Source organism: Pseudoalteromonas sp. QJM3NY_22 (genome assembly GCF_056173065.1).
This window is the reverse complement of sequence record NZ_CM149655.1, coordinates 2,969,343-2,991,371: the sequence shown is the minus strand read 5'-3', so window position 1 is coordinate 2,991,371 and position 22,029 is coordinate 2,969,343. Positions and strand designations below refer to the sequence as shown.

Below are 22,029 nucleotides of genomic sequence, written 5' to 3'. Positions count from 1 at the left end.
GCAACAAATAAAAAACGCGTAACTTAATGCGGCTACCTAATTTAATAATAAGAATACAAATGAAAGCCAAAGAGATAGAACAATTAGAATTATCAAATTCTGAAACCAGAGAAGTGATTACCCCCTACGCTTTTAAAATTTACAGCGCTTTACTGGGCTTGCCTTTAGCTACACCTATTCAGCGTGCACTAGCGATTATTATTGATGTAGCGCTGATATTTTTAGCGGCCAAGCTTAGCGCAGCTTTAATAGCATTTGTCGCTGCAATGGCTTTTTATAAAGGTACGGCACAGCAATACCTTCCAAAAATGTCGAATGTGTGGCGAAGAATATTAAAAATAACGGCAGCAAGTATTTTATTTGTAAGTGCACTTACTGTGCTTTCAATTGGCATTGATTACCTAGAAGACGATAACACTGATCAAGGTTTAGCTGTTCAGGGCGTAAAAATACAAGATGAAATTCAGCTTTCCGCCACAGAAAAACAACGGGTAAATACTTATTTAGCGCAAACAGCCAATGAAAGCTGTGAGCAACCTTGCCAACAAAACGCGTTTGATAATTTAATTGGGCAAGTTCCCAAATTAGCAGAAATGGACGACCTACAAAGCCCACAACTTGCTACCCTACTTTTACAGCTATTAGTGGTCAGTGAAAATAACGAAATAAAGCCTGCACAGTTAATAGAAGAAAAACCTGCACAAACAACCACAAACAGTATGTTGCAGTGGAGCAAGGGCATTATTCAAGACCTAGGCTTAGGGTTTGGCTGGGCTGCTGTTTACTTTACGTTGTTCTCGTTACTTTGGCGCGGCCAAACACCGGGTAAAAAGGTATGTAATATTCGTGTGGTTGCCTTAAGCGGTGAGCCATTAGGTTTATTAGATTGTTTTGGTCGCTACGGCGGCTACGGTGCAGGCTTTGCCACAGGCTTGTTAGGGTTTTTACAAATATATTGGGACCCAAATAGACAAGCCATTCAAGATAAAATATCAGCCACTGTGGTTATTAAAGGTAACTTGAATCATATAGAGTATTTATAAGTAATTTAGAACTATACTTTTTGTCAGTAGAGCCGTATTTTTTTTACGGCAAATAATTGCGTATGTTATAGTTCACTTAGGCAAGTAGATGGGATGTTCAATATGCTCGTAAAACTAACAGTAAAAAACTTTCGAAATTTTAAAGAACAATTTGAGATAGATCTGAGAAGTAATCGCTCTTACGAGTTTAATAATCATGCTATTAAAAATGATATCGTAGAGCATGGGGTCATATACGGTGTTAATGGCGGAGGTAAGTCAAATTTAGGTCTTGCTCTGCTCGATATTACTAATCATTTAACTGACAATAGCCCCAGTAGTGGGTTGAAGCTGAATTACCTAAATGCGAGCTCAAAAGAGGAACTTGCAGAGTTTACTTATGAGTTTGAAATAGAGAGTAAACAGGTTATATATCAGTATGGGAAAGAAAAGTGTGACCTCACTATTTTTGAAAAACTAATCATCGACGGTAATGAAGTTGTATCATTTGATCGAAGAAGTTCGCCATTTGCAGACTTTCACCTTATTGGCTCTGAAACTTTAAAAAATGACTTTACGGGTAAAAACATTTCACCTGTAAAGTTCCTAAAATCAAATGCTCTTCTAGCTTCAAACTCAATTAACTTAATATTTGAAAAATTCATTACGTTTGTTGATGGCATGGTTTTCTTTAGAACGCTTACTAAATCACAAGAGTTTTATGGGCAACCTGTGACTCCTCAACGTGTATCACAAGCAATAATAGAGTTAGGTAAGCTTAATGATTTTGAGCGTTTCCTAAATAAATCAGGTGTAGAATGTAAACTAAAAAAATCAGGCTCTAAAGGTGAAGAAATAATTGAGTTTGACTTTGGTAATCGAAGTATTGAATTTTCTCAAGCAGCTTCAACAGGCACAATATCATTAGGTAATTTTTATTATTGGTTTCTTAAATTAACATCGGGAGACATTACTTTTGCTTACATAGATGAGTTTGATGCTTACTATCATTTCGCTCTGTCACGACAAGTTGTCGAGCTTATTTCTAGCACTTCGTGCCAAACTATTATAACAACGCATAATAGTACTTTAATGTCTAATAGCATTTTACGCCCCGATTGCTACTTTGTTTTGGAGGATAATAGTTTGAAGCCACTATATAAACTAACGGATAGAGAAATTAGAAAAGCTCATAACTTAGAGAAAATGTACCGTTCGGGAGCTTTTGATGAGTAGTTATGTACTCTTTATTTTTGAAGGAAAAGTAACAGAGCAAAATATTGCTAATAATCTTTGTAAATATATTTTAAATGAAGATGATAAAGTCATTCTTCGTGCATCCTACGGGTTTAATTTATACCAATTACATAAAGAAATATCTAAAGATGAATATTTCGATACTTATGGAATTATTGTCGAACAGTTAAAAGTTAGAGAGAACTTAAGGCCTGAGGAAATTAAAGTATTAGACATAGAGGATCCAAGTAAAATAAGTGATATTTACTTATTTTTCGATTATGACTGTCATTGTAGTAATGCTGATGATGTAAAATTAGCACAGATGCTTGAAACATTTAATGACCCGCAAGACTTTGGATTATTATGTGTGAGTTACCCAATGGTTGAAGCTATAAGACATCAAAAAAATACAGATTATCAAGAGGAACTATATCCAAGGAGTCAACTAAATAGCTATAAAAACTGGGTTAAAAAAGAACGTGAATTAGATAAAAAATATCATAATTGGGGTCTATATGACTCTCAAATATGGGTTGAAATTATAAAGCAGCATTTAGCTCGTGCAAACTTTTTAGTAAATGACACATTGACGTTACCTGAGTCTATTTTGAAGCAAGATTTGATTTTTTCCAAACAACAAGATAAGCATTTTGAGCAGAATAATGTCGCAGTAATATCCTCTTTCCCATTGATGCTACATGATTATTATGGAAAAAGTTTGATGGAACGTTTTGATTAAATCATTATAAAAAAGAAGTTTTTTTATAATGATTTGTCTTTTACTTTAAACCTAGCCCCAAACCCAACAACTCCCATCAACAACACAAATCCCCACACAAACATGTTTCCGTATTGGCTGTACACGCTGTCGCCTTTTATGAGCTTAATGTTGGCTTTCAATATGGTAGCTTCAAACTGAGGCATGGTTCGTTGTGTGTGGCTTATAGGGTCGTATACGGCGCTTAAACCATTGTTAGTAACACGCACTAGAGGGCGCTGTAGTTCGAGCGCGCGCATACGGGCTATTTGCATGTGTTGCAAAGGTCCAATAGAGTCACCAAACCAGGCATCGTTACTTACAGTAAAGAGTAGGTCGGAGTCGCTTTTGTAATTACCGCGTACTAAGTCGGCAAAAACAATTTCGTAGCAAATAGCAGGGAGTAAGTTATAGCCATTGGCGCGTAAGTTGTTTTGCACTTTGTCGCCACGGGTAAATGATGACATAGGCAAATCGAATAATGGGGCAATAGGGCGCAAAAAGTCTTGAAACGGTACAAATTCGCCAATAGGTAGTAGCTGGTGTTTTTGATAGCGGTTTTTATCAAGGTAATGGTAATGCCCATGCTCGTCGCCGCGCTCTTTATTACCGACAACAATTAAGGTGTTAAATATATTTTTGGTGTCTCGCTGGTAGTCAACAATACCGGTTACAAGGGCGGTTTTATTAAACGAGGCGGCACTGTCTAAATTGGCTAGGTAGGAATCGGCAAGCATTTCTATTTCAGGCACTGCGGCTTCTGGCCATACTATTAAGTCGGCATCCCAATGTGGGCGTGTCATGTCTTGGTATTTGCTCATTGTGGTCCAAAACTCACTTGGCTCAAAGCGCAGGTGTTGCTGTATGTTCCCTTGTACGAGCAATACTGACATGTTTTTATCTGTGTAATGAATACTGCCTGTGGTATTTGCGCCTGTAAAAATAAGCGCAACAGCTGTCGCAATAACCGCCGGGGTTTTAAAATCTTTTTGGGTAAGTCTATATAGTGCAAAGCCAATAGCGACACAGGTAAGAGTTAAGCCAAACTCGCCAATATAAGGGGCAAGCAGCCTTAAAGGTCCGTCGGTTTGTGTGTAGCCAAAACTTAACCACGGGAAACCGGTAAGTACGGTGCCACGTAAATACTCACTAATTGCAAAGCTGGCAATTAGTAATGCGCCAAAGCTTTTAGGGCCTGTGGCAAAGCGAGTAGTTGCCCAAAAGGCAAGTGCGGGAAATAACGCTAAGTATGAACACAATAAGGCCATTAACGAGAGCGACGCAATAAGCGGCATGCCGCCAAAGGTGGCAATAGAAACATGTACCCAGCTTATACCTGCACCAAACCAGCCTAGGCCAAATATAAAGCCATACTTAGCGGCGCTTTTTGCGTGTGCTTTACCGGTATTATTTGGGTTGATGCAAAAAATTATGGCTGCAAGGCTAATAAATACGATGGGCCAAATTTCAAAAGGGGCATAGCCAAAAGTTAAAATAAGGCCCGCAACGAGTGCGAGCCATGCTTTTTTATCTTTTGCTAATACGGTAAGCCTAGTTAGCAGTTTCTTCACTGTCGTTATCATCAGCCTTAGGAACGGTGACTTGCAGTTGCAAAATACGACGATTGTCGGCGTTGGTTACTTTAAATTGGTAACCTTCTATGTCAATCGTTTCACCACGACTTGGCATATGGCCAAATGCGTGCAGTACAGTCCCGCCAATAGTGTCGGCTTCGTCTGTGCTGTAACCTGTTTTAAAGTGCTCGTTAAAGTCATCTACAGGTGTGAGTGCTTGCACTACGTGAACATGTTTAGCAAGTTGACGAATATCTTGATGTTCTTCTTCTTCGTCGTGCTCATCTTCGATTTCGCCAACAATTATTTCAAGAATATCTTCAATCGTTACTAAGCCCGATACGCCGCCATATTCGTCAATAACAACGGCCATATGGTAGCGCTGCTGACGGAATTCATTTAGCAATGTATCAACACGTTTGCTTTCTGGCACTACCATAGCTGGGCGTAAATAATCGCGTATTGATGGTAAGTGCTCGTCTTTATTTAAGATAAGCGGTAGCAAATCTTTAGCGAGTAAAAAACCTTCTACATGGTCTTTGTCTTCAATCACCACTGGAAAACGTGAGTGAGTTGAATCGACCATCATTGGAATTAGCTCTTCAAGCGGGCTGTCGATCTCAAGAGTGATCATTTGTGAGCGCGGAACCATTATGTCTCGCACTTTAAGCTCAGACACGCCAAGCACACCTTCTATCATCTCTTTTGTTTCTGGATCGATTACGTCTCGTTCTTGCGCATCGGCAATAACTTCGACCAGCTCTTCTCTATTCTGGGGTTCCCCTTGCAACATTTGGGCTATTCTACCCAACCACGTTTTGCCAGAAGAACCCTGGCTAGATTGCGAGTTACCGTCGCTCATTGCGTCTAATTGCTCCGTTAATTTAAATTTCGTCCCGGTATGGGTCTGCTATGTTTAGCTCTGCAAGTAATTGCTTTTCTATGCTTTCCATCTCAAAAGCATCTTCACTCTTTATATGGTCAAATCCAAGCAAATGCAAGCATCCGTGAATAACCATGTGAGCAAAGTGGTCATGAAATGACTTTTCTTGCTCAATTGCTTCAGCTAATACAATGGCTGGGCAAATAATTAAATCACCAACCAAAGGAATATCTATTCCGGGTGGTGCTTCAAATTCAAACGACAGTACGTTGGTTGGTTTATTTTTACCGCGATAGTCGTTATTAAGTTGTTGCGATTGCGCTTCGTCGCTAATAACGATGCTGAGTTCTGACTCGTCACGGTATTGGCTAAGGGCTTTGTCGGCCCATAGTGCAAATTGTTCTTCGCTTGGGAGGTTGTCAAACTCACAGGCTATTTGTAAATCAAGTTCGGTTGTCAAAGTATTACTCTTTAGTAGTAGGCTGTTGAAGAGCTGCAAGTGCGTCTTTTGCATTTTGCTTTTCAATGCGCTTAAGTCGCTCGCTTTCGTCGTTACGCTCGTAGGCTTCAACTATGCGTGCTACAACAGGGTGGCGTACTACGTCGTGGGCTTTGAAGTAGTTAAAGTTAATTTCGTTTACACCATCAAGCACTTCAATTGCATGGCGAAGGCCTGAGCGTGTGCCACGCGGTAAATCAACCTGTGTTATATCGCCTGTAATCACCGCTTTTGAGTTAAACCCTATACGGGTTAAAAACATTTTCATTTGCTCGGCGGTGGTATTTTGGCTTTCATCTAAAATAATAAAGGCATCGTTTAAAGTACGTCCGCGCATGTAAGCAAGCGGTGCGACTTCGATGATATTTTTTTCGATGAGCTTTTCTACTTTTTCAAAACCTAGCATTTCAAAAAGCGCATCGTAAAGAGGGCGCAGGTATGGGTCTATTTTTTGGCTTAAATCGCCTGGTAAAAAACCAAGCTTTTCGCCGGCTTCTACAGCAGGGCGCGTTAATAATATACGGCGTATTTCTTGGCGCTCAAGGGCGTCAACGGCGGCTGCAACTGCAAGGTAGGTTTTACCAGTACCTGCAGGGCCAATACCAAAGGTAATGTCGTGGTTTAAAATATTAGCCACATAAACACCTTGGTTGTCGTTACGTGGTTTAATAACACCACGGCGGGTTTTAATCACGATTTCTTTGCCGTAAGCGCTGCTGGATGCATCTTGCTCTAAGGCTTTTGATTCGGTAATAGCTAAATGAACGGCGTCGGGTTCTATTTCGCCTAAAACACCACGAACTGGCTGAGTATCAACATAAAGGTTTTTTAAGATTTCTACAGCGCCGGCGCAGTTGTGTAGTTTACCGGTTACTTTAAAAAAGTTGTCACGGTGAATTATTTCAACAGCCAGGTGGCGTTCAATTTGTTTGATGTTTTCGTCAAACGGGCCACATAAAGAAGAAAGGCGTTTGTTATCGGCAGGTTCTAAATAAATCTCTAACGTTTTTAACTGATTACTCAAAATTGCTTCCTATCGTACTGCGCCAGCGTTAACTGGCGCTAATTGTGTGACTAAGGAACGAAAGTAGCTACGCCAATTTCGTTAACAGTGTCTGGTTTTGGCTCTGCAGCTGCAGCTTTAGTTAAAATAGCTGAAGGAGCGACTTCACGTCGTAAGTTCATTTCTGATTCTGTACGAATTAAGTCACCACGTAAAGAGTTAGGCAGTGCTTCGGTAATACGTACATCAACAAACTGTCCGATCACTGTGTGCGGGCCAACAAAGTTTACTACACGGTTGTTTTCGGTACGGCCACGTAATTCCATTGGGTTCTTCTTAGAAGGACCTTCAACAAGGATACGTTGCTCTGTATCGAACATTTGACGGCTAATTTGCTGCGCCATTTGTGTAATACGGTTTTGTAGTAAGTATAAGCGTTCTTTTTTCTCTTGCTCTGTTACGTCATCTGGCAAATCTGCCGCTGGCGTACCTGGGCGCGCACTGTAAATAAAGCTAAAGCTCATATCAAAACCAATGTCGCTAATAAGCTTCATGGTTGCTTCAAAGTCTTCTTTACTTTCGCCTGGAAAACCAATAATGAAATCTGACGACATGCTTAAGTTAGGGCGAATTTTACGTAACTTACGAATTGTCGATTTGTATTCAATTGCCGTATGGCCACGTTTCATTAGGTTTAATATACGGTCTGAACCACTTTGTACTGGTAGGTGTAAGTGATCTACAAGCTCTGGTACATCGGCGTAAACCTCAATGATGTCTGGCGTAAATTCTACCGGATGCGATGTGGTGTAACGAATACGGTCAATACCATCAATAGCAGCAATAAGACGAATTAAATCTGAGAAGTAACAAATTTCGCCATCGTGCGTGTCTCCGCGGTATGCATTTACGTTTTGGCCTAATAGGTTAACTTCACGTACGTTTTGCTCAGCAAGCTGTGCAATTTCAAGTAATACGTCATCTACTGGGCGACTAACTTCTTCGCCGCGAGTATAAGGTACAACACAAAAAGTACAGTATTTAGAACAGCCTTCCATAATTGATACAAACGCAGATGGGCCATCAGCTTTTGGCTCTGGCAGGCGGTCAAATTTTTCAATCTCTGGGAATGAAATATCAACTACCGATGAGCCTTTGTCGCCTTGCACTTGTTTAATCATTTCTGGTAAACGGTGTAGTGTTTGTGGGCCAAAAATAACATCTACAAATGGCGCACGTTGACGAATAGAGTCACCTTCTTGTGAAGCAACACACCCACCTACACCAATTATTAAATCTGGCTTGTCGTCTTTTAACAACTTCCAACGACCTAACTGGTGAAATACTTTTTCTTGTGCTTTTTCACGAATTGAACAGGTGTTGAGTAAGATTACGTCGGCATCTGTTGCATCTTCAGTTAGCTGGTAGCCGTTAGTGGCATCTAAAAGTTCAGCCATTTTCTGAGAGTCGTATTCGTTCATCTGACAACCCCAGGTTTTAATATGCAGCTTTTTGCTCATTGAAATATTGCCTCGTGTTCAATTCGATAGTGGCACAAAAATGTGCTAGAAACAGGATTAAGGAGCAAGCATGCTCACTTAAAGGACGCGTATTTTAGCTGGATACCCGCCCAGATCCAAGTATAGTTTTCATGTTTGTGATCTCAAATCAATACGAGGCCAGTTTAATGTGCTGTTAGGGATATCCTCTGGTATAAAACAAATTAATTTTGATACAATCAAAACAGACTCAAGTAATAATAAAATGATGAAAAACATGACTAAAAATAATGTGATAGTGGTTGGTGGGGGCATGGTTGGCGCGGCTATGGCGATAAAGCTTGCCCAGCAAGGCTTTGGCGTACGTATAATCGAAAAACACCTAATAGACCCATCGCACATTTTTAGTAGCGATAAGGTGGATATTAGAGTGTCGGCTATTAATCGTTTTTCAGAAAATTTGCTTGATGAATTAGGTGCAATGCCGCTTTTAAGACAAAACCGCATAGCGCCTTATCAACAATTGGAGGCATTTGAGCGCGGTGGTGACAATTTATTATTTGATTGCGCCGATATAAATACCACGCATTTAGGTCATTTGATTGAAAATAATTTAATTCAAGCCTGTTTGTGGCAGCAATTTTCACAATACAATATTGAAGTTATTGAGCAAGCCACACCGATTACTAAAATAGAGCAAACCAGTGATTTAATTACGCTTGTGTATGGAGCTCAAACCTATACAGCTGATTTAGTAATTGCAGCCGATGGCGGGCAGTCGCAATTGCGTGATAAGGCGAATATTGGTATTACGGGGTGGCAGTACCAGCAGCATTGCATGGGGGTGTTAATTAAACTCGATGCGCCGCAACAAATTAAAACCTGGCAGCAGTTTACGCCAAGTGGGCCACTCGCATTTTTGCCAATGCAGGCACCGTACGCTAATTTAATTTGGTATGACGATGCAAATACACTGCAAGCATTTAAAGGGCTAAGCCCAACTCAGTTAAAAACGCACATACTTAATAAATTCCCAGAGCTTGCTGGAGACTTTGAAGTACAAACCCATGCGATATTTCCGCTCACTCGCCAACATGCTAACAACTATTCGCAAGGGCGTTTGGTTTTAGTGGGCGACGCTGCACATACAATTAATCCGCTTGCAGGGCAGGGTGTAAATTTAGGTTTTCAGGACGTAGTGGCACTTGCTGAGGTTTTAGACAATGCAGGAGATATAGGGTGCCCGTTAATGCTTAAAGAATATGAGCGAGCTCGCCGTAAGGCTAATTTGTTAATGATGAGCATGATGGATGCCTGTTACTTTGGCTTTTCTAAACAAGTAGCGCCGCTTAAATGGGCACGTAGCCAGTTTTTAAAAATGGCTAATAATACAGGGCCAATAAAAAACTGGGTGTTAAAATATGCCATTAGCGGAGAGCTAAGTTAGTTTCTAAAAAGATTACCCCCCTAATAAAGCGATTAACAATGCTGTTAATCGCGCCCTTAAAAGTTATAACCTCTTCATAAAACAACAATCATATTTGGTAAGTGGGCTACCCTGAGCTTTTTAATGTATTTTATTTCGTTATTAGATTTATTAGCCATACTAAATGTATAACAAATTGCATTTAAAGAGTGTCTGTGGATAAGCCATTTATTTTTATGATTATAGTAGGGATATTACTGTTAACTGTAAGTATCAAACCAACAATACAAGTATGCAAAAAAACGAATCGGTTTGCATGGAGCTTACTGCTTATTTTAATTGTGCTGTTTATTTTTGGCTACTGTTGGGTACTTTATTATTTTACTTTTTATGGTAGTGAACCGTTTGTAACAACTAGTGTTTCATTTATTTTAGTTGGTGGCGGCACATTTGTGTATTTAGTTGTTAGGTTAAGCCTCAAAAGTATCTTAGAGCTAGATCGCTCAGCTCAACACCAACAATTTCTAGCTGAACACGATAGTTTAACTAACCTACCTAAACGTAAAAAATTCTTTAATGTACTCAATGAGAACATAGAATATAACCAACCTTTCATTTTGTTTTTAATAGATTTAAATAACTTTAAACGTGTAAACGATACTTATGGAAATAATTTTGGGGATTTGTTGTTGTGTGCATTTTCCAAAACATTAAGCCAACACTTATCCGAGATTGCTAAGTTATATAGGATTGGGGGAGACGAATTTGCATTGCTTTTAAACTCAACCACTCAGGATAAGTATGATTTATGTATTCAATTAATAAATAAGGCAGTGCAAAAACCTTTTTTAATTTATGAACAAACTATACGCGTTAAGCTAAGAATTGGAGTGAGCTATTACCCCAAACATAGTATGCAAACTAACGAACTATTCAAACAGGCTGATTTAGCGCTGCATGAAGCAAAAAAGACACAGCAACAGATTGTTATTTATTTTAAGGATTTGAGCATTAGGGCGGATAATTTATTTGATATGTCCTTACTTATAAAGCAAGCATTGAAAAATGAAGAGTTTGAGCTTTATTTACAACCAATATTTTCTTCTAACCTTAATGAAATGCATGGAGCTGAAGCATTAATACGCTGGCCACAAAGTGATGGTTCATTTATTAGCCCTGAGGTGTTTATTAAAACAGCTGAGCAAATGGGGTTAATTTTAAATATTTCCAAGTGGGTGGTGTTAGAAACTATAAATCATTTAAAGTCGTTAAAAGCTTTGGGTTTTATCGGGGCTATTCACGTAAATTTATCAACAAGGGATTTAGAGAGCCAAGATTTTTATGAGCTTATTGAGCAATTAATCAGTGTCGATCCGACGCTGAGTGACTCAATAATTTTTGAAATCACAGAGGGTGCTATGATGACAAATATAGAAGCCGCTCGCACTATGATGTACAAGCTTAACGACCGCGGTTTTGAGTTTAGTGTAGATGATTTTGGGACTGGATTTTCTTCGTTATCATTACTAAGAGAGTTACCAATCAACCAAATAAAAATAGACCGGTCATTTATTAAAGATATGCTAACACAACCCGCTGACTATGCGATTGTAGAATCAACGTTATTTTTAGCTAGCAGACTTAATTGTAAAGTAGTGGCAGAGGGCATTGAAAATAAAGCGCTTAGAAATACACTCACAGAAATGAAATGTGATTATTTACAAGGGTATTATTATAGCAAACCTATTAAAATTAATGATTTTATACTGAAGTACTTAAATGAAGAAATAGATGGGGTAGTTTAACAAATTGGCTGGGATACCAGGATTTGAACCTGGGAATGCCAGGATCAAAACCTGGTGCCTTACCGCTTGGCGATATCCCAACTATAAATTTGCATTAGTTTTAGTTCTTAATAAGAACATGGTGCGGAAGGAGAGACTTGAACTCTCACAACCTAAGTTACTGGAACCTAAATCCAGCGCGTCTACCAATTCCGCCACTCCCGCATCACTAATTTGCTCATTTAAACTCTAAGCGAGAGCTATTCTTTTATCCAACTTTCCTTGGTAGAAGAAGTTGGCTGGGATACCAGGATTTGAACCTGGGAATGCCAGGATCAAAACCTGGTGCCTTACCGCTTGGCGATATCCCAACAAAGAATTATTTGATAGGTTTAGTTCGTATCAAGAACATGGTGCGGAAGGAGAGACTTGAACTCTCACAACCTAAGTTACTGGAACCTAAATCCAGCGCGTCTACCAATTCCGCCACTCCCGCATCAACAATTTGCTCATTTAAACTCTAAGCAGAGCTATTCTTTATGTCCAACTTTCCTTGGTAGAAGAAGTTGGCTGGGATACCAGGATTTGAACCTGGGAATGCCAGGATCAAAACCTGGTGCCTTACCGCTTGGCGATATCCCAACAAAGAATTAATTGATAATTTTATTTCTTATCAAGAAATGGTGCGGAAAGAGAGACTTGAACTCTCACAACCGAAGTTACTGGAACCTAAATCCAGCGCGTCTACCAATTCCGCCACTCCCGCATCGTTTGTGTAATAAAACACAGGTAGTTATTTTAAACTCTTCATTGAGTGCAATTTAACTCTTGCAGAGCCACTTCTAAATTAAGAAATGGTGGCTAAGACGGGATTTGAACCTGTGACCCCATCATTATGAGTGATGTGCTCTAACCAGCTGAGCTACTTAGCCATTGTTGGCTGGGATACCAGGATTTGAACCTGGGAATGCCAGGATCAAAACCTGGTGCCTTACCGCTTGGCGATATCCCAACAATAACAATTGATAGTTTTAATTCTTATCAAGAATTATGGTGCGGAAGGAGAGACTTGAACTCTCACATCCTAAGATACTGGAACCTAAATCCAGCGCGTCTACCAATTCCGCCACTCCCGCACACAAGGTAGTTATTTTAAACTCTTCATTGAGCAACAAAAAAATAATGGTGGCTAAGACGGGATTTGAACCTGTGACCCCATCATTATGAGTGATGTGCTCTAACCAGCTGAGCTACTTAGCCATCTTTTTTTGTTAGCACTTCATCGCTGAGTGCGGGGCGTATTATGCTGATATGACCCAAATTCGTCAACACCTTTTTTGCAAAAAAACACTTAACAGTGTTTGTTTGCAGGAAAATTAAGCTAAGCGGCTAACTTTTAATAAAAATGATGATTTTTTGACTACAATTCACATACAAAATTTACAGTTAAATAAAAAAGAGCAAAAGCCTGCAATTTAAAACTGTTTGATAATTAAACAAATTATTAGGGGCTTAACATTAACTTGTCGATGAGGTATTTCTTATTGAGGTTAAATCTTCGCCGCTGTGTATTTTTTAGATTAAACGCTGGCTTTTAGCTTGTGATTACATCAATTTTATAAGTTTATAAAGCTGAGGGTACAAAAAAGGCCAGGGCGGGATCACACTTTGTAAATAAACAAATTTTATGATCTAATACCATAAATTTCATCACCTTAAACTTATTATGTCACTCTTCTCACATTTAGAACTCGTCAAAGATAATCGTTCACATATAAATCAGCACCATAACTTAGTTGATGTGCTTTTTCTTATTATTACTGCCGTTACATCAGGGTGTGAAAACTGGCAAGACATTGAAGTCTATGGCGAAAGTAAGCTTAATTGGTTAAGAGGATTTCGTTCTTTCAAAAATGGCATACCCACTCGACATAGTATTGCTCGGATTTTTAGAACCGTTGATACTGACTCATTACTACTCGCGATGTATAGCTGGGTCAATCAAAACCGCGTTAAGTCAGCGCATCCTGTCATTGCCTTCGATGGCAAAACTATTCGCGGAGCAAGTAAACACATTGCTGATAAATTACATCTCGTCTCAGCATTTGATTGTGAAGCAGGTCTCACATTATTCCACCAAACAGTTGGCAGTAAGACGAATGAAATACCGGCAGTTCGGGATTTATTGAAAATACTCGATATCAATAACACCGTCATTACACTTGATGCTTTGCACTGCCAAAAAGAAACGCTAAAACAGCTAATTAGCAGACATGCAGATTATCTAGTGCAAGCAAAGGGTAATCAAAAGAAACTTTATAGCGCGATTCAAGATGCATTTACACACCAGTATGAATCTGAAAACTCAGAGATACTTAGTCATGTAACACAAGATGAAGGGCATGGGCGAAAAGAAGTACGCACGATAGATTGTCTTGATGCGCGTTTATTACCGAGTGAAATTAAAGAGAGCTGGCCATCAGTTAGAACAATCGTTGCGGTGCAGCGAGAGCGAACGAAGGGTAATAGAACGAGTATTGACACACATTACTACCTAACATCGTTGACAGACAATATATTGATAAGTAAAGCAATAAGACAACATTGGCTGATAGAAAATCAGCAACACTGGATACTGGATGTCGTATTTAAAGAAGATGCCTGTCAAATACATGAGCCATTAAGTGCGCAACATATGGCACTATTTAGACGCGTCGTTAGGAACATGATAAAGCAGCATACGAAAAGCAAGGGGTCAATAAGAAGTAAGTGTGTAAGAGCTTGTTATGATGATGCTTTTAGAGAAGAACTTCTTTTTGGTTAACATTTTTAACAAAGTATGCTCGCGCCCTGCAAAAAAGGCTCGTAAAAACGAGCCTTTAAAAATTATTACCAATCTAAATTGGTTTAATTTGTACTTATACGTTGAACAAGAAGTTCATTACATCGCCATCTTTAACAATGTACTCTTTACCTTCTTGACGCATCTTGCCTGCTTCTTTTGCGCCACTCTCACCTTTAAAGGCAACAAAGTCGTCAAAAGCAATAGTTTGCGCACGAATAAAGCCACGCTCGAAGTCAGTATGGATTTTACCCGCTGCTTGTGGCGCTGTCGCACCTACAGGGATTGTCCATGCACGCACTTCTTTTACGCCAGCTGTGAAATAAGTTTGTAACTGTAGTAATTCATAACCACCACGAATAACAAGGTTAAGACCTGGCTCTTCTAGACCAAGATCAGCCATAAACTCAAGCTTGTCTTCGTCATCTAGCTCTGAAAGTTCAGACTCGATAGCGGCACATACAGGAACAACAATCGCATCTTCAGCTGCAGCAATAGCGCGTACACGATCAAGGTATGGGTTATTTTCAAAACCATCTTCAGCAACGTTTGCAATATACATTGTTGGTTTAATCGTTAAGAAGTTAATAGAGCTGATTGCTGCTTTTTCTTCTTTAGTAAGTGCTAGACCACGTAAAGTTAAGCCTTCATCAAGATGTACTTTTACTTTTTCAAGGACAGCATTTTGCTCTTTAGCGTCTTTATCGCCACCTTTTGCTTTTTTTGCATTACGGAAAAGGGCTTTTTCAGCGCTATCCATATCAGCAAGTACTAACTCAGTGTTGATTACGTCAATATCGTCAGCAGGGTCAATAGTACCAGCTACGTGGATGATGTTTTCATCTTCAAAACAGCGAACTACGTGGCCAATTGCATCGGTTTCACGAATATTAGCTAAAAACTGGTTACCAAGGCCTTCACCTTTAGATGCGCCTTTTACTAATCCTGCAATGTCTACAAATTCCATACTAGTGGTAAGAATTCGTTGAGGATTAACAATTTTAGCAAGTTCGTCTAGACGAGGATCTGGCACAGGTACCACACCTGTATTAGGCTCAATGGTACAAAAAGGAAAGTTAGCGGCTTCAATACCCGCTTTAGTTAGTGCATTGAAAAGCGTTGATTTACCAACGTTAGGCAAGCCAACGATGCCACATTTAAAACCCATAGTAAGATACCTTGTTTAGAATTCGTTTAAACGGTGTACTTGGACCCAAGTTACTAGGGTTTAAACGAATGTAGTCTGTTTTGTGCTTTTAACACACCATCTTTTGCAAGTATTTCCATGCAACGAACTGCTTCATCAACAGCAGCATCCATTTTTTCTTGGTCTTCTTTGGCCGCTTTTCCAAGCACCCAACCAGTTACCATTTCACGATGCCCCGGATGACCTACACCAATGCGCAAGCGCATAAAGTCTTTTTGATTTGCCATTTTTGCAATAATGTCTTTTAAACCATTATGACCGCCATGCCCGCCGCCTTTTTTTAATTTGGCAACGCCTGGGTCTAAATCCAATTCGTCATGGGCAACTAAAATGTCCTCGACAGGGATTTTGAAAAAATTAGCTAAACTACTGACCGCTTTACCACTTAAATTCATGTAAGTAGTGGGGATCAATAATTTGAATTCTTGGCCTTGAATTATCACTTTGCCTGTAAGGCCGTGATATTTAGGATCGTGTTTTAGAGTGCAGTTATAGCGTGCAGCGATTTGCTCGATAAACCAAGCACCTGCATTGTGGCGTGTGTTTGCGTATTCGGGGCCTGGATTAGCCAGGCCCACAAGCATTTGAATAGAATTCAAGGTTGCGAGACCTTAAAAATTATTCTGCTGCTGCAGCGTCGTCTTCAACTGGAGCTGCTTTGTTTGCTTTGATAGTCAGGATAGACTGATCATGGCCTTCGCCTTTACCTAAATCTACAGAGCTAACGCCTTTAGGGAAAGTAAGGTCAGAAATATGAACAGAATCGCCAACAACAAACTTAGAAACATCTACTTCAATGAATTCTGGAAGTGCTTTTGGAAGACACGTAATTTCAACTTCAGTTAACTGGTGAACAACAGTTGCGCCAGCTTTAGTTACAATCTCTTCACCGATGAAGTGTAGAGGAACTTTAGTTTGAAATTTATGAGTAGCATCTACACGTTGGAAATCAAGGTGAGTAAGCTTAGGCTTGAATGGGTGACGTTGGATATCTTTTAAGATTACTTCAACAGCTTCGCCATCTACGTTAAGCGTAAGGATATGCGTGTAAAAGCCTTCGTCTTCTTGTGCTTTGATCATATCTTTATGAGCAAAAGTAAGTGATAAAGCTTCTTTATCAGCTCCGTAAAGGATTGCTGGAACTTTGTCTTCGCGACGTAGGCGGCGGCTCGCACCAGTACCAGTTTCTACGCGAAGTTCAGCGTTATAAGTGTAAGTTTTGTTAGACATGATGTCTCCAATAATTAAATGTGTAGGGCCTTTGCGACCAAGGACCCCAGCCAAAAGGCGCGCTATCATACCACCACACGATTTTAAAATATACATCGCTTACAAAAAAAGCGCCTAAAGGCGCTTTTATATTCAGAAATGTTTGATTTTAGTGCTCGAACATCGCTGAAATAGATTCCTCGTTACTAATACGACGAATAGTTTCCGCTAACATATCTGCAAGCGTTAATACCTTAATTTTATCAAGGGCTTTAAGTTCCTCAGATAATGGAATTGAGTCAGTTACAATAACTTCATCAATTACTGAGTCACGTAAATTTTCTGCTGCTTTACCTGAAAGAATCGGGTGGGTAGCATAAGCAAATACACGCTTTGCACCATGTTCTTTAAGTGCTTCAGCTGCTTTACACAAGGTACCACCGGTATCAATCATATCATCGACGATAATACAATCACGGCCTTCAACGTCACCAATAATATGCATTACTTGAGAAACGTTTGCCTGTGGGCGGCGTTTATCAATAATAGCTAAATCAGTATCATTTAGTAATTTTGCAATAGCGCGAGCTCGTACAACACCACCAATATCTGGAGATACAATCACAACATCATCAAAATGACGCTCTTTCATATCTTCAAGTAATACAGGGCTGCCGAATACGTTATCCACTGGTACATCAAAGAAGCCTTGGATTTGCTCTGCGTGTAAATCAACCGTAAGAACACGGTCAACACCAACGCTTGATAAGAAATCTGCAACAACTTTAGCAGTAATTGGTACACGGGCAGAACGTACACGACGATCTTGACGGGCATAACCAAAATAAGGAATGACGGCAGTAATACGACCTGCAGATGCACGACGTAGTGCATCAACCATAACGATAAGTTCCATAAGGTTATCGTTTGTAGGGGCACAGGTTGATTGCAATATAAAAACATCCGAGCCACGAACATTTTCATTTATTTGAACACTGATCTCACCGTCGCTAAAACGGCCAACAACAGCATCGCCTAATTCAATATATAAACGTTTTGCAACTTTTTGAGCTAACTCAGGTGTTGCGTTACCAGCGAAGAGCTTCATGTCAGGCACGGTTGGGTTCCTCAGGCACTGAAATTTTGGACTAACGGGCAATGATAAATACCACTGCGAGTTAACTTATTATTACTTGTACGTTACTTCATTGATCGAATATGGCGGCTAACTCCGTATGAGCAGGGGAGATATTAACGCTTGAGGCGATAAATCCCTGCCAAGTATGGGGGAGATTAGCAAGTACATCTTGTGCTTGAACTTGACTCGCAAATTCTACAAAACAACATGAACCTGTTCCGGTCATCTTCGACGGAGCGTATTTTAGCAACCACTGGAGGGTCTTTTCAACCTCGGGACAGAGCTTTTTAACTAAAGGCTCACAATCGTTGGTCAAAGTATGGTGTTTCCAATCGCCTAAAATTTTTGGTGTATCGCGTTTTAAATCCGGATGCGTAAATATTGTAGCTGTACTTACATGTTGATTTGGGTGTACGACGCAGTACCATTTTTGCTCAAGTTCTACTTGGTGTAATTCTTCGCCAATCCCATGTGCTATGGCGCTTTGACCTCGAACAAATACAGGAACATCCGCCCCTAGTTGTAACCCTAAACGTGCTAATTCATCTAAACTACGATCAATTTTCCAGAGTTTATTTAAGGCCAATAACGTGGTCGCAGCATCAGACGAACCACCGCCAACACCGCCACCCATTGGTAAACGTTTTATTAAATTTATTTTTACACCCAGTCGTGTTTTACTCTGAGTTTTTAATAATAAAGCGGCTTTATAGATTAGATTATCGGTTAATGGTATGCCTTTAGTATCACCTGTTATAAAAATGTCGGGTGTATCTATCAGCTCAAAAGTCAGTTCGTCACCAAAATTTAAAAAAGTAAATAACGTTTCTAACTCATGATAGCCATCTTCACGGCGACCATTAATGTGTAAAAATAAGTTGAGTTTTGCCGGAGCAATAAGTGTAAAAGACGTCGTGTTATTCATATTTAATTAAATTGCCAATCGTAGAGTTGAATTTTGATTTTAATTTTTTGGTGTTTTAATGTTATTTTTGTTGGCAGCCAATATCCTGCACTTTGTATATAGCTGGCATACTCTATTTGCCACTTTTTACCTATGTCATCGAACCACAGTACTTGTGTGGCACGACCAAGTTCATCGACTTTTAAACTTTGCGCGTCAATTGTGCCTTTTAACCAATTTTCAGCATTATTAACAGGGAGAGTAAAACCAGTTAAACGCTTAAGAAGTTGTGCGGCATTTGTGTCGTAATACTTATCGTCATCAAATTCTAGTTCTGCGCCTTCGCTTGTTTGTCTGAGTTGCAAAATACGCGTACCAATAAATGAGGTAAGCACTAAATTGTTATTGTTTTTGGTTTGTTGCCAATTTAAATTTGCAGATTGACGCTCATCTGGGCTTATAAAAGCCAATTTACCTTTTACATGCCAAGTTTTTTGATCTGCTAGGTGAGCTTTCCAATTGTCATAAGGTATTGTTTTAGATGTTATTTGTTGGGCGCAACCGCCTAAAAATAAAAAAAACATGAGTAAAATAAAATATTGTCGAATCAAATGTTGTTCCTTACTTTCCATATTCCGCTGATTTTTGATAAAATTGCCGCCTTTGAAGTAGGGCTCAGCAATATTGGCACATATGACCATAATAGCACTCGGTATTAATCACAAAACCGCTTCCGTAGAATTACGTGAGAAAGTGGCTTTTTCGCCTGAGCAAATTTCAGAGGCGTTGCAACAATTAAGTGGCCACGCCGACTTTAATGAAGCTGTAATTGTTTCTACCTGTAATCGAACTGAAGTCTATTGTAGCCTTGCTCAGCAAAATTCCCAAACACTGTTGAGTTGGCTTGCCAGTTTCCATGGTTTGGATGAACTTGAACTGATTAAGAATATATATTGCTATGAAAATAACGAGGCAATAAAGCACTTAATGCGTGTTGCTTGCGGGTTAGACTCTTTAGTTTTGGGTGAACCGCAAATTTTAGGGCAAATTAAGCAAGCCTACAATAGCGCCAAAACGCATGATGCTGTAGGTGTTACATTTGATCGGTTGTTTCAAAAAACATTTTCGGTTGCTAAAGAAGTTCGTACAGAAACCAACATTGGTGCAAGCGCTGTTTCAGTGGCGTTTGCCGCCGTTAACTTGGCAAAACATATTTATGGCAAACTCGACAAAACCAATGTTTTATTAATTGGTGCAGGCGAAACCATTGAACTGGTAGCTAAACACTTATACCAAAATGAGCCGCAAAATATCACCGTTGCCAATAGAACAATTGAACGAGCGCGTAGCTTAGCTGATGAAGTGTCTGCGGATGTTATTGCATTAGCGCAACTGCCTGAACGTTTATATAAAGCGGATATCGTGATTAGTTCTACCGCCAGTACATTACCAATTATTGGTAAAGGGGTTGTTGAGCAAGCGCTTAAACAGCGACGCCATAAACCTATGCTATTTATTGATATTGCGGTTCCGCGCGATATAGAAAGCCAGGTAGGAGAACTTGATGCGGCCTATTTATATTCCGTTGATGACTTACAAACCATTGTAAGCGAGAATATGGCGGCACGAGAACAAGCGGCTGAACAAGCACAAATAATTATTACTGAACGCACCAAAGAATTTGCAATGTGGATGCGCTCACTCGATTCGGTAGATTTAATTCGCCATTATCGAAATGATGTACAAACAATAAAGTCGGAATTAGTAGAAAGAGCCGTTAGTCAGCTTTCTAGTGGTAAAGACGCAGAAAAAGTAATTTTAGAGTTGGCCAATAAATTAACCAATCGCTTAATGCACGCGCCTACCCGTGCAATACAAGATGCAGCGAAAAAAGGTGAAGTGGCGCAGCTAAACCAGTTGAAAAAAATGTTAGGTATTGATCAGGAATAACCGTTAAATGAAAGAGTCTGTTTATAATAAATTAGAAACCTTAGTAGAGCGTTACGAAGAAGTACAAGCGCTGCTAAGCGACCCGTCGGTCATTAGTGATCAAAATCGTTTTCGTGGGCTTTCAAAAGAATACTCCGAGCTTGAAGAGATTGTAAAAACGTTTTTAACTTATAAAGAAACGCAAGACAATTTAGCCAGTGCAGAAGAGATGCTTAAAGATTCTGACCCTGAAATGCGTGAAATGGCGCAAGAAGAATATAAAGAAGCTAAAGCACAAATTTTGGTAATTGAGGATCAAATTCAAGTATTAATGTTGCCAAAAGATCCGCGAGATAACAATAATGTGTTTGTTGAAGTACGCGCTGGAACAGGGGGTGATGAAGCGGCTATTTTTGCTGGCGATTTATTCCGTATGTACAGCCGCTATGCAGAAACTAAAAAATGGAAAGTAGAAGTTGTGAGCACCAATGAAGGTGAGCACGGTGGTTACAAAGAAGTGATTGCGAATATCAGTGGCGAAGGCGTCTACGGTCAATTAAAGTTTGAATCAGGTGTACACCGTGTACAACGTGTGCCAGAAACTGAGTCACAAGGGCGAGTCCATACCTCTGCGTGTACTGTAGCGGTAATGGCAGAAGTACCAGAGGCTGAAGCGATACAAATTAATACCGCAGATTTAAAAGTTGATACATTTCGTGCATCAGGCGCAGGTGGTCAGCACGTTAACAAAACCGATTCTGCTATTCGACTTACACATATACCTACCGGTGTTGTGGTTGAGTGTCAGGATCAGCGTTCGCAGCATAAAAACCGCGCTAAAGCGATGTCAGTACTTGCAGCACGTTTGCAACAAGCTGAAGATGAAAAGCGCCATGCGGCAGAAGCATCTGAACGTCGTGACTTAGTTGGTAGTGGCGATCGTTCTGAACGTATCCGTACTTATAACTACCCGCAAGGTCGTATTACCGATCACCGCATAAACTTAACACTTTATCGTTTAAACGAAGTGGTAGCGGGTGATTTAAGCTGCGTTATTGACCCATTAATGCAAGAGTATCAAGCTGACTTATTAGCGGCTATGGGCGACGAGTAA

At 39.8% G+C, this 22,029-nt stretch carries 19 protein-coding genes and 10 tRNA genes; 8 read left to right on the top strand and 21 right to left on the bottom strand.

All coding sequences use genetic code 11. The annotated features are described in order from the left end of the window. The first annotated feature begins 59 nt into the window (after positions 1–59). The 3 genes from AC0VZ4_RS13625 to AC0VZ4_RS13615 all read left to right on the top strand — a co-directional run bounded on the left by AC0VZ4_RS13625 (position 60) and on the right by AC0VZ4_RS13615 (position 3,000). Positions 60–1,043 carry an RDD family protein gene (locus tag AC0VZ4_RS13625; RefSeq protein ID WP_475439911.1) on the top strand — a complete coding sequence of 328 codons (984 nt, stop codon included), beginning with the start codon at positions 60–62 and terminating at the stop codon, positions 1,041–1,043. Positions 1,044–1,145: 102 nt separating this feature from the next. After that, the gene (locus AC0VZ4_RS13620; protein ID WP_033020635.1) at positions 1,146–2,258 is read left to right on the top strand and encodes an AAA family ATPase; all 1,113 of its coding nucleotides are present in this window, start codon (positions 1,146–1,148) and stop codon (positions 2,256–2,258) included. After that, positions 2,251–3,000, top strand: coding sequence for a hypothetical protein (locus AC0VZ4_RS13615; protein WP_002958539.1), 750 nt, complete (start codon positions 2,251–2,253; stop codon positions 2,998–3,000). Before AC0VZ4_RS13620 ends, AC0VZ4_RS13615 begins: the two co-directional genes overlap by 8 nt. A gap of 23 nt (positions 3,001–3,023) precedes the next feature. Here the strand turns inward: AC0VZ4_RS13615 and lnt are convergent, their stop codons facing one another. Genes lnt through miaB form a run of 5 tightly spaced genes read right to left on the bottom strand, consistent with a single transcriptional unit; the run spans position 3,024 to position 8,497 of the window. Then, complete coding sequence (lnt, locus tag AC0VZ4_RS13610) at positions 3,024–4,589, bottom strand: apolipoprotein N-acyltransferase (protein ID WP_475439910.1); 1,566 nt, start codon at positions 4,587–4,589, stop codon at positions 3,024–3,026. Then, on the bottom strand, positions 4,570–5,454 hold the full coding sequence (gene corC, locus AC0VZ4_RS13605) for a CNNM family magnesium/cobalt transport protein CorC (protein WP_002958541.1): 885 nt from the start codon (positions 5,452–5,454) through the stop codon (positions 4,570–4,572). The genes lnt and corC overlap by 20 nt, the downstream gene beginning before the upstream one ends. Before the next feature lie 22 nt (positions 5,455–5,476). Next, positions 5,477–5,935 carry an rRNA maturation RNase YbeY gene (gene ybeY, locus AC0VZ4_RS13600; protein WP_008138284.1) on the bottom strand — a complete coding sequence of 153 codons (459 nt, stop codon included), beginning with the start codon at positions 5,933–5,935 and terminating at the stop codon, positions 5,477–5,479. Positions 5,936–5,939: 4 nt separating this feature from the next. After that, a complete protein-coding gene (locus tag AC0VZ4_RS13595; protein ID WP_475439909.1) occupies positions 5,940–6,998 on the bottom strand; it encodes a PhoH family protein in 1,059 nt (352 codons plus the stop codon). A gap of 50 nt (positions 6,999–7,048) precedes the next feature. Then, positions 7,049–8,497, bottom strand: coding sequence for a tRNA (N6-isopentenyl adenosine(37)-C2)-methylthiotransferase MiaB (gene miaB / locus AC0VZ4_RS13590; RefSeq protein ID WP_007378278.1), 1,449 nt, complete (start codon positions 8,495–8,497; stop codon positions 7,049–7,051). 244 nt (positions 8,498–8,741) lie between these two features. Between miaB and AC0VZ4_RS13585 the strand changes: the two genes are divergently transcribed. Together AC0VZ4_RS13585 and AC0VZ4_RS13580 are read left to right on the top strand one after the other, a co-directional pair. Continuing rightward, a complete protein-coding gene (locus AC0VZ4_RS13585) occupies positions 8,742–9,923 on the top strand; it encodes an FAD-dependent monooxygenase (RefSeq protein WP_475439908.1) in 1,182 nt (393 codons plus the stop codon). Between the two features lie 194 nt (positions 9,924–10,117). After that, positions 10,118–11,707 (top strand): putative bifunctional diguanylate cyclase/phosphodiesterase, encoded by a 1,590-nt coding sequence (locus AC0VZ4_RS13580; RefSeq protein ID WP_475439907.1) that lies wholly within the window; start codon positions 10,118–10,120, stop codon positions 11,705–11,707. Between the two features lie 5 nt (positions 11,708–11,712). On the opposite strand, the gene AC0VZ4_RS13575 is transcribed toward AC0VZ4_RS13580, so the two are convergent. From AC0VZ4_RS13575 to AC0VZ4_RS13530, 10 genes are all read right to left on the bottom strand, one after another. After that, positions 11,713–11,787, bottom strand: a tRNA-Gln gene (locus AC0VZ4_RS13575). A gap of 39 nt (positions 11,788–11,826) precedes the next feature. Then, a tRNA-Leu gene (locus AC0VZ4_RS13570) sits at positions 11,827–11,911 on the bottom strand. A 71-nt stretch (positions 11,912–11,982) separates the two neighbouring features. Continuing rightward, positions 11,983–12,057 (bottom strand) — tRNA-Gln (locus tag AC0VZ4_RS13565). A 40-nt stretch (positions 12,058–12,097) separates the two neighbouring features. Next, positions 12,098–12,182 (bottom strand) — tRNA-Leu (locus AC0VZ4_RS13560). Positions 12,183–12,253: 71 nt separating this feature from the next. Continuing rightward, positions 12,254–12,328, bottom strand: a tRNA-Gln gene (locus tag AC0VZ4_RS13555). Between the two features lie 39 nt (positions 12,329–12,367). After that, positions 12,368–12,452, bottom strand: a tRNA-Leu gene (locus tag AC0VZ4_RS13550). A gap of 89 nt (positions 12,453–12,541) precedes the next feature. Then, positions 12,542–12,618 (bottom strand) — tRNA-Met (locus AC0VZ4_RS13545). 5 nt (positions 12,619–12,623) lie between these two features. Further along, positions 12,624–12,698 (bottom strand) — tRNA-Gln (locus AC0VZ4_RS13540). A gap of 39 nt (positions 12,699–12,737) precedes the next feature. Then, positions 12,738–12,822, bottom strand: a tRNA-Leu gene (locus AC0VZ4_RS13535). Positions 12,823–12,869: 47 nt separating this feature from the next. Continuing rightward, positions 12,870–12,946, bottom strand: a tRNA-Met gene (locus AC0VZ4_RS13530). Positions 12,947–13,412: 466 nt separating this feature from the next. Here AC0VZ4_RS13530 and AC0VZ4_RS13525 point away from each other — a divergent pair. Then, on the top strand, positions 13,413–14,510 hold the full coding sequence (locus tag AC0VZ4_RS13525) for an ISAs1-like element ISPsesp1 family transposase (RefSeq protein WP_475439755.1): 1,098 nt from the start codon (positions 13,413–13,415) through the stop codon (positions 14,508–14,510). A 94-nt stretch (positions 14,511–14,604) separates the two neighbouring features. Here the strand turns inward: AC0VZ4_RS13525 and ychF are convergent, their stop codons facing one another. From ychF to lolB, 6 genes are all read right to left on the bottom strand, one after another. Then, positions 14,605–15,696: a redox-regulated ATPase YchF gene (ychF, locus tag AC0VZ4_RS13520; RefSeq protein ID WP_007378123.1), complete on the bottom strand. Its 1,092-nt coding sequence runs from the start codon at positions 15,694–15,696 to the stop codon at positions 14,605–14,607. Between the two features lie 53 nt (positions 15,697–15,749). Continuing rightward, complete coding sequence (pth, locus tag AC0VZ4_RS13515; protein ID WP_002958548.1) at positions 15,750–16,334, bottom strand: aminoacyl-tRNA hydrolase; 585 nt, start codon at positions 16,332–16,334, stop codon at positions 15,750–15,752. Positions 16,335–16,353: 19 nt separating this feature from the next. Then, positions 16,354–16,965, bottom strand: a complete 612-nt coding sequence (locus AC0VZ4_RS13510) for a 50S ribosomal protein L25/general stress protein Ctc (RefSeq protein WP_033029113.1) — start codon at positions 16,963–16,965, stop codon at positions 16,354–16,356. 148 nt (positions 16,966–17,113) lie between these two features. Then, positions 17,114–18,061 (bottom strand): ribose-phosphate pyrophosphokinase, encoded by a 948-nt coding sequence (locus tag AC0VZ4_RS13505; RefSeq protein ID WP_007378121.1) that lies wholly within the window; start codon positions 18,059–18,061, stop codon positions 17,114–17,116. Between the two features lie 88 nt (positions 18,062–18,149). After that, positions 18,150–19,007: a 4-(cytidine 5'-diphospho)-2-C-methyl-D-erythritol kinase gene (ispE, locus tag AC0VZ4_RS13500; protein ID WP_007378120.1), complete on the bottom strand. Its 858-nt coding sequence runs from the start codon at positions 19,005–19,007 to the stop codon at positions 18,150–18,152. Positions 19,008–19,009: 2 nt separating this feature from the next. Further along, positions 19,010–19,597 (bottom strand): lipoprotein insertase outer membrane protein LolB, encoded by a 588-nt coding sequence (gene lolB, locus AC0VZ4_RS13495; RefSeq protein WP_475439906.1) that lies wholly within the window; start codon positions 19,595–19,597, stop codon positions 19,010–19,012. A gap of 82 nt (positions 19,598–19,679) precedes the next feature. Between lolB and hemA the strand changes: the two genes are divergently transcribed. Together hemA and prfA are read left to right on the top strand one after the other, a co-directional pair. Continuing rightward, on the top strand, positions 19,680–20,936 hold the full coding sequence (gene hemA, locus AC0VZ4_RS13490; protein ID WP_007378118.1) for a glutamyl-tRNA reductase: 1,257 nt from the start codon (positions 19,680–19,682) through the stop codon (positions 20,934–20,936). 7 nt (positions 20,937–20,943) lie between these two features. Continuing rightward, positions 20,944–22,029: a peptide chain release factor 1 gene (prfA, locus tag AC0VZ4_RS13485; protein WP_007378117.1), complete on the top strand. Its 1,086-nt coding sequence runs from the start codon at positions 20,944–20,946 to the stop codon at positions 22,027–22,029.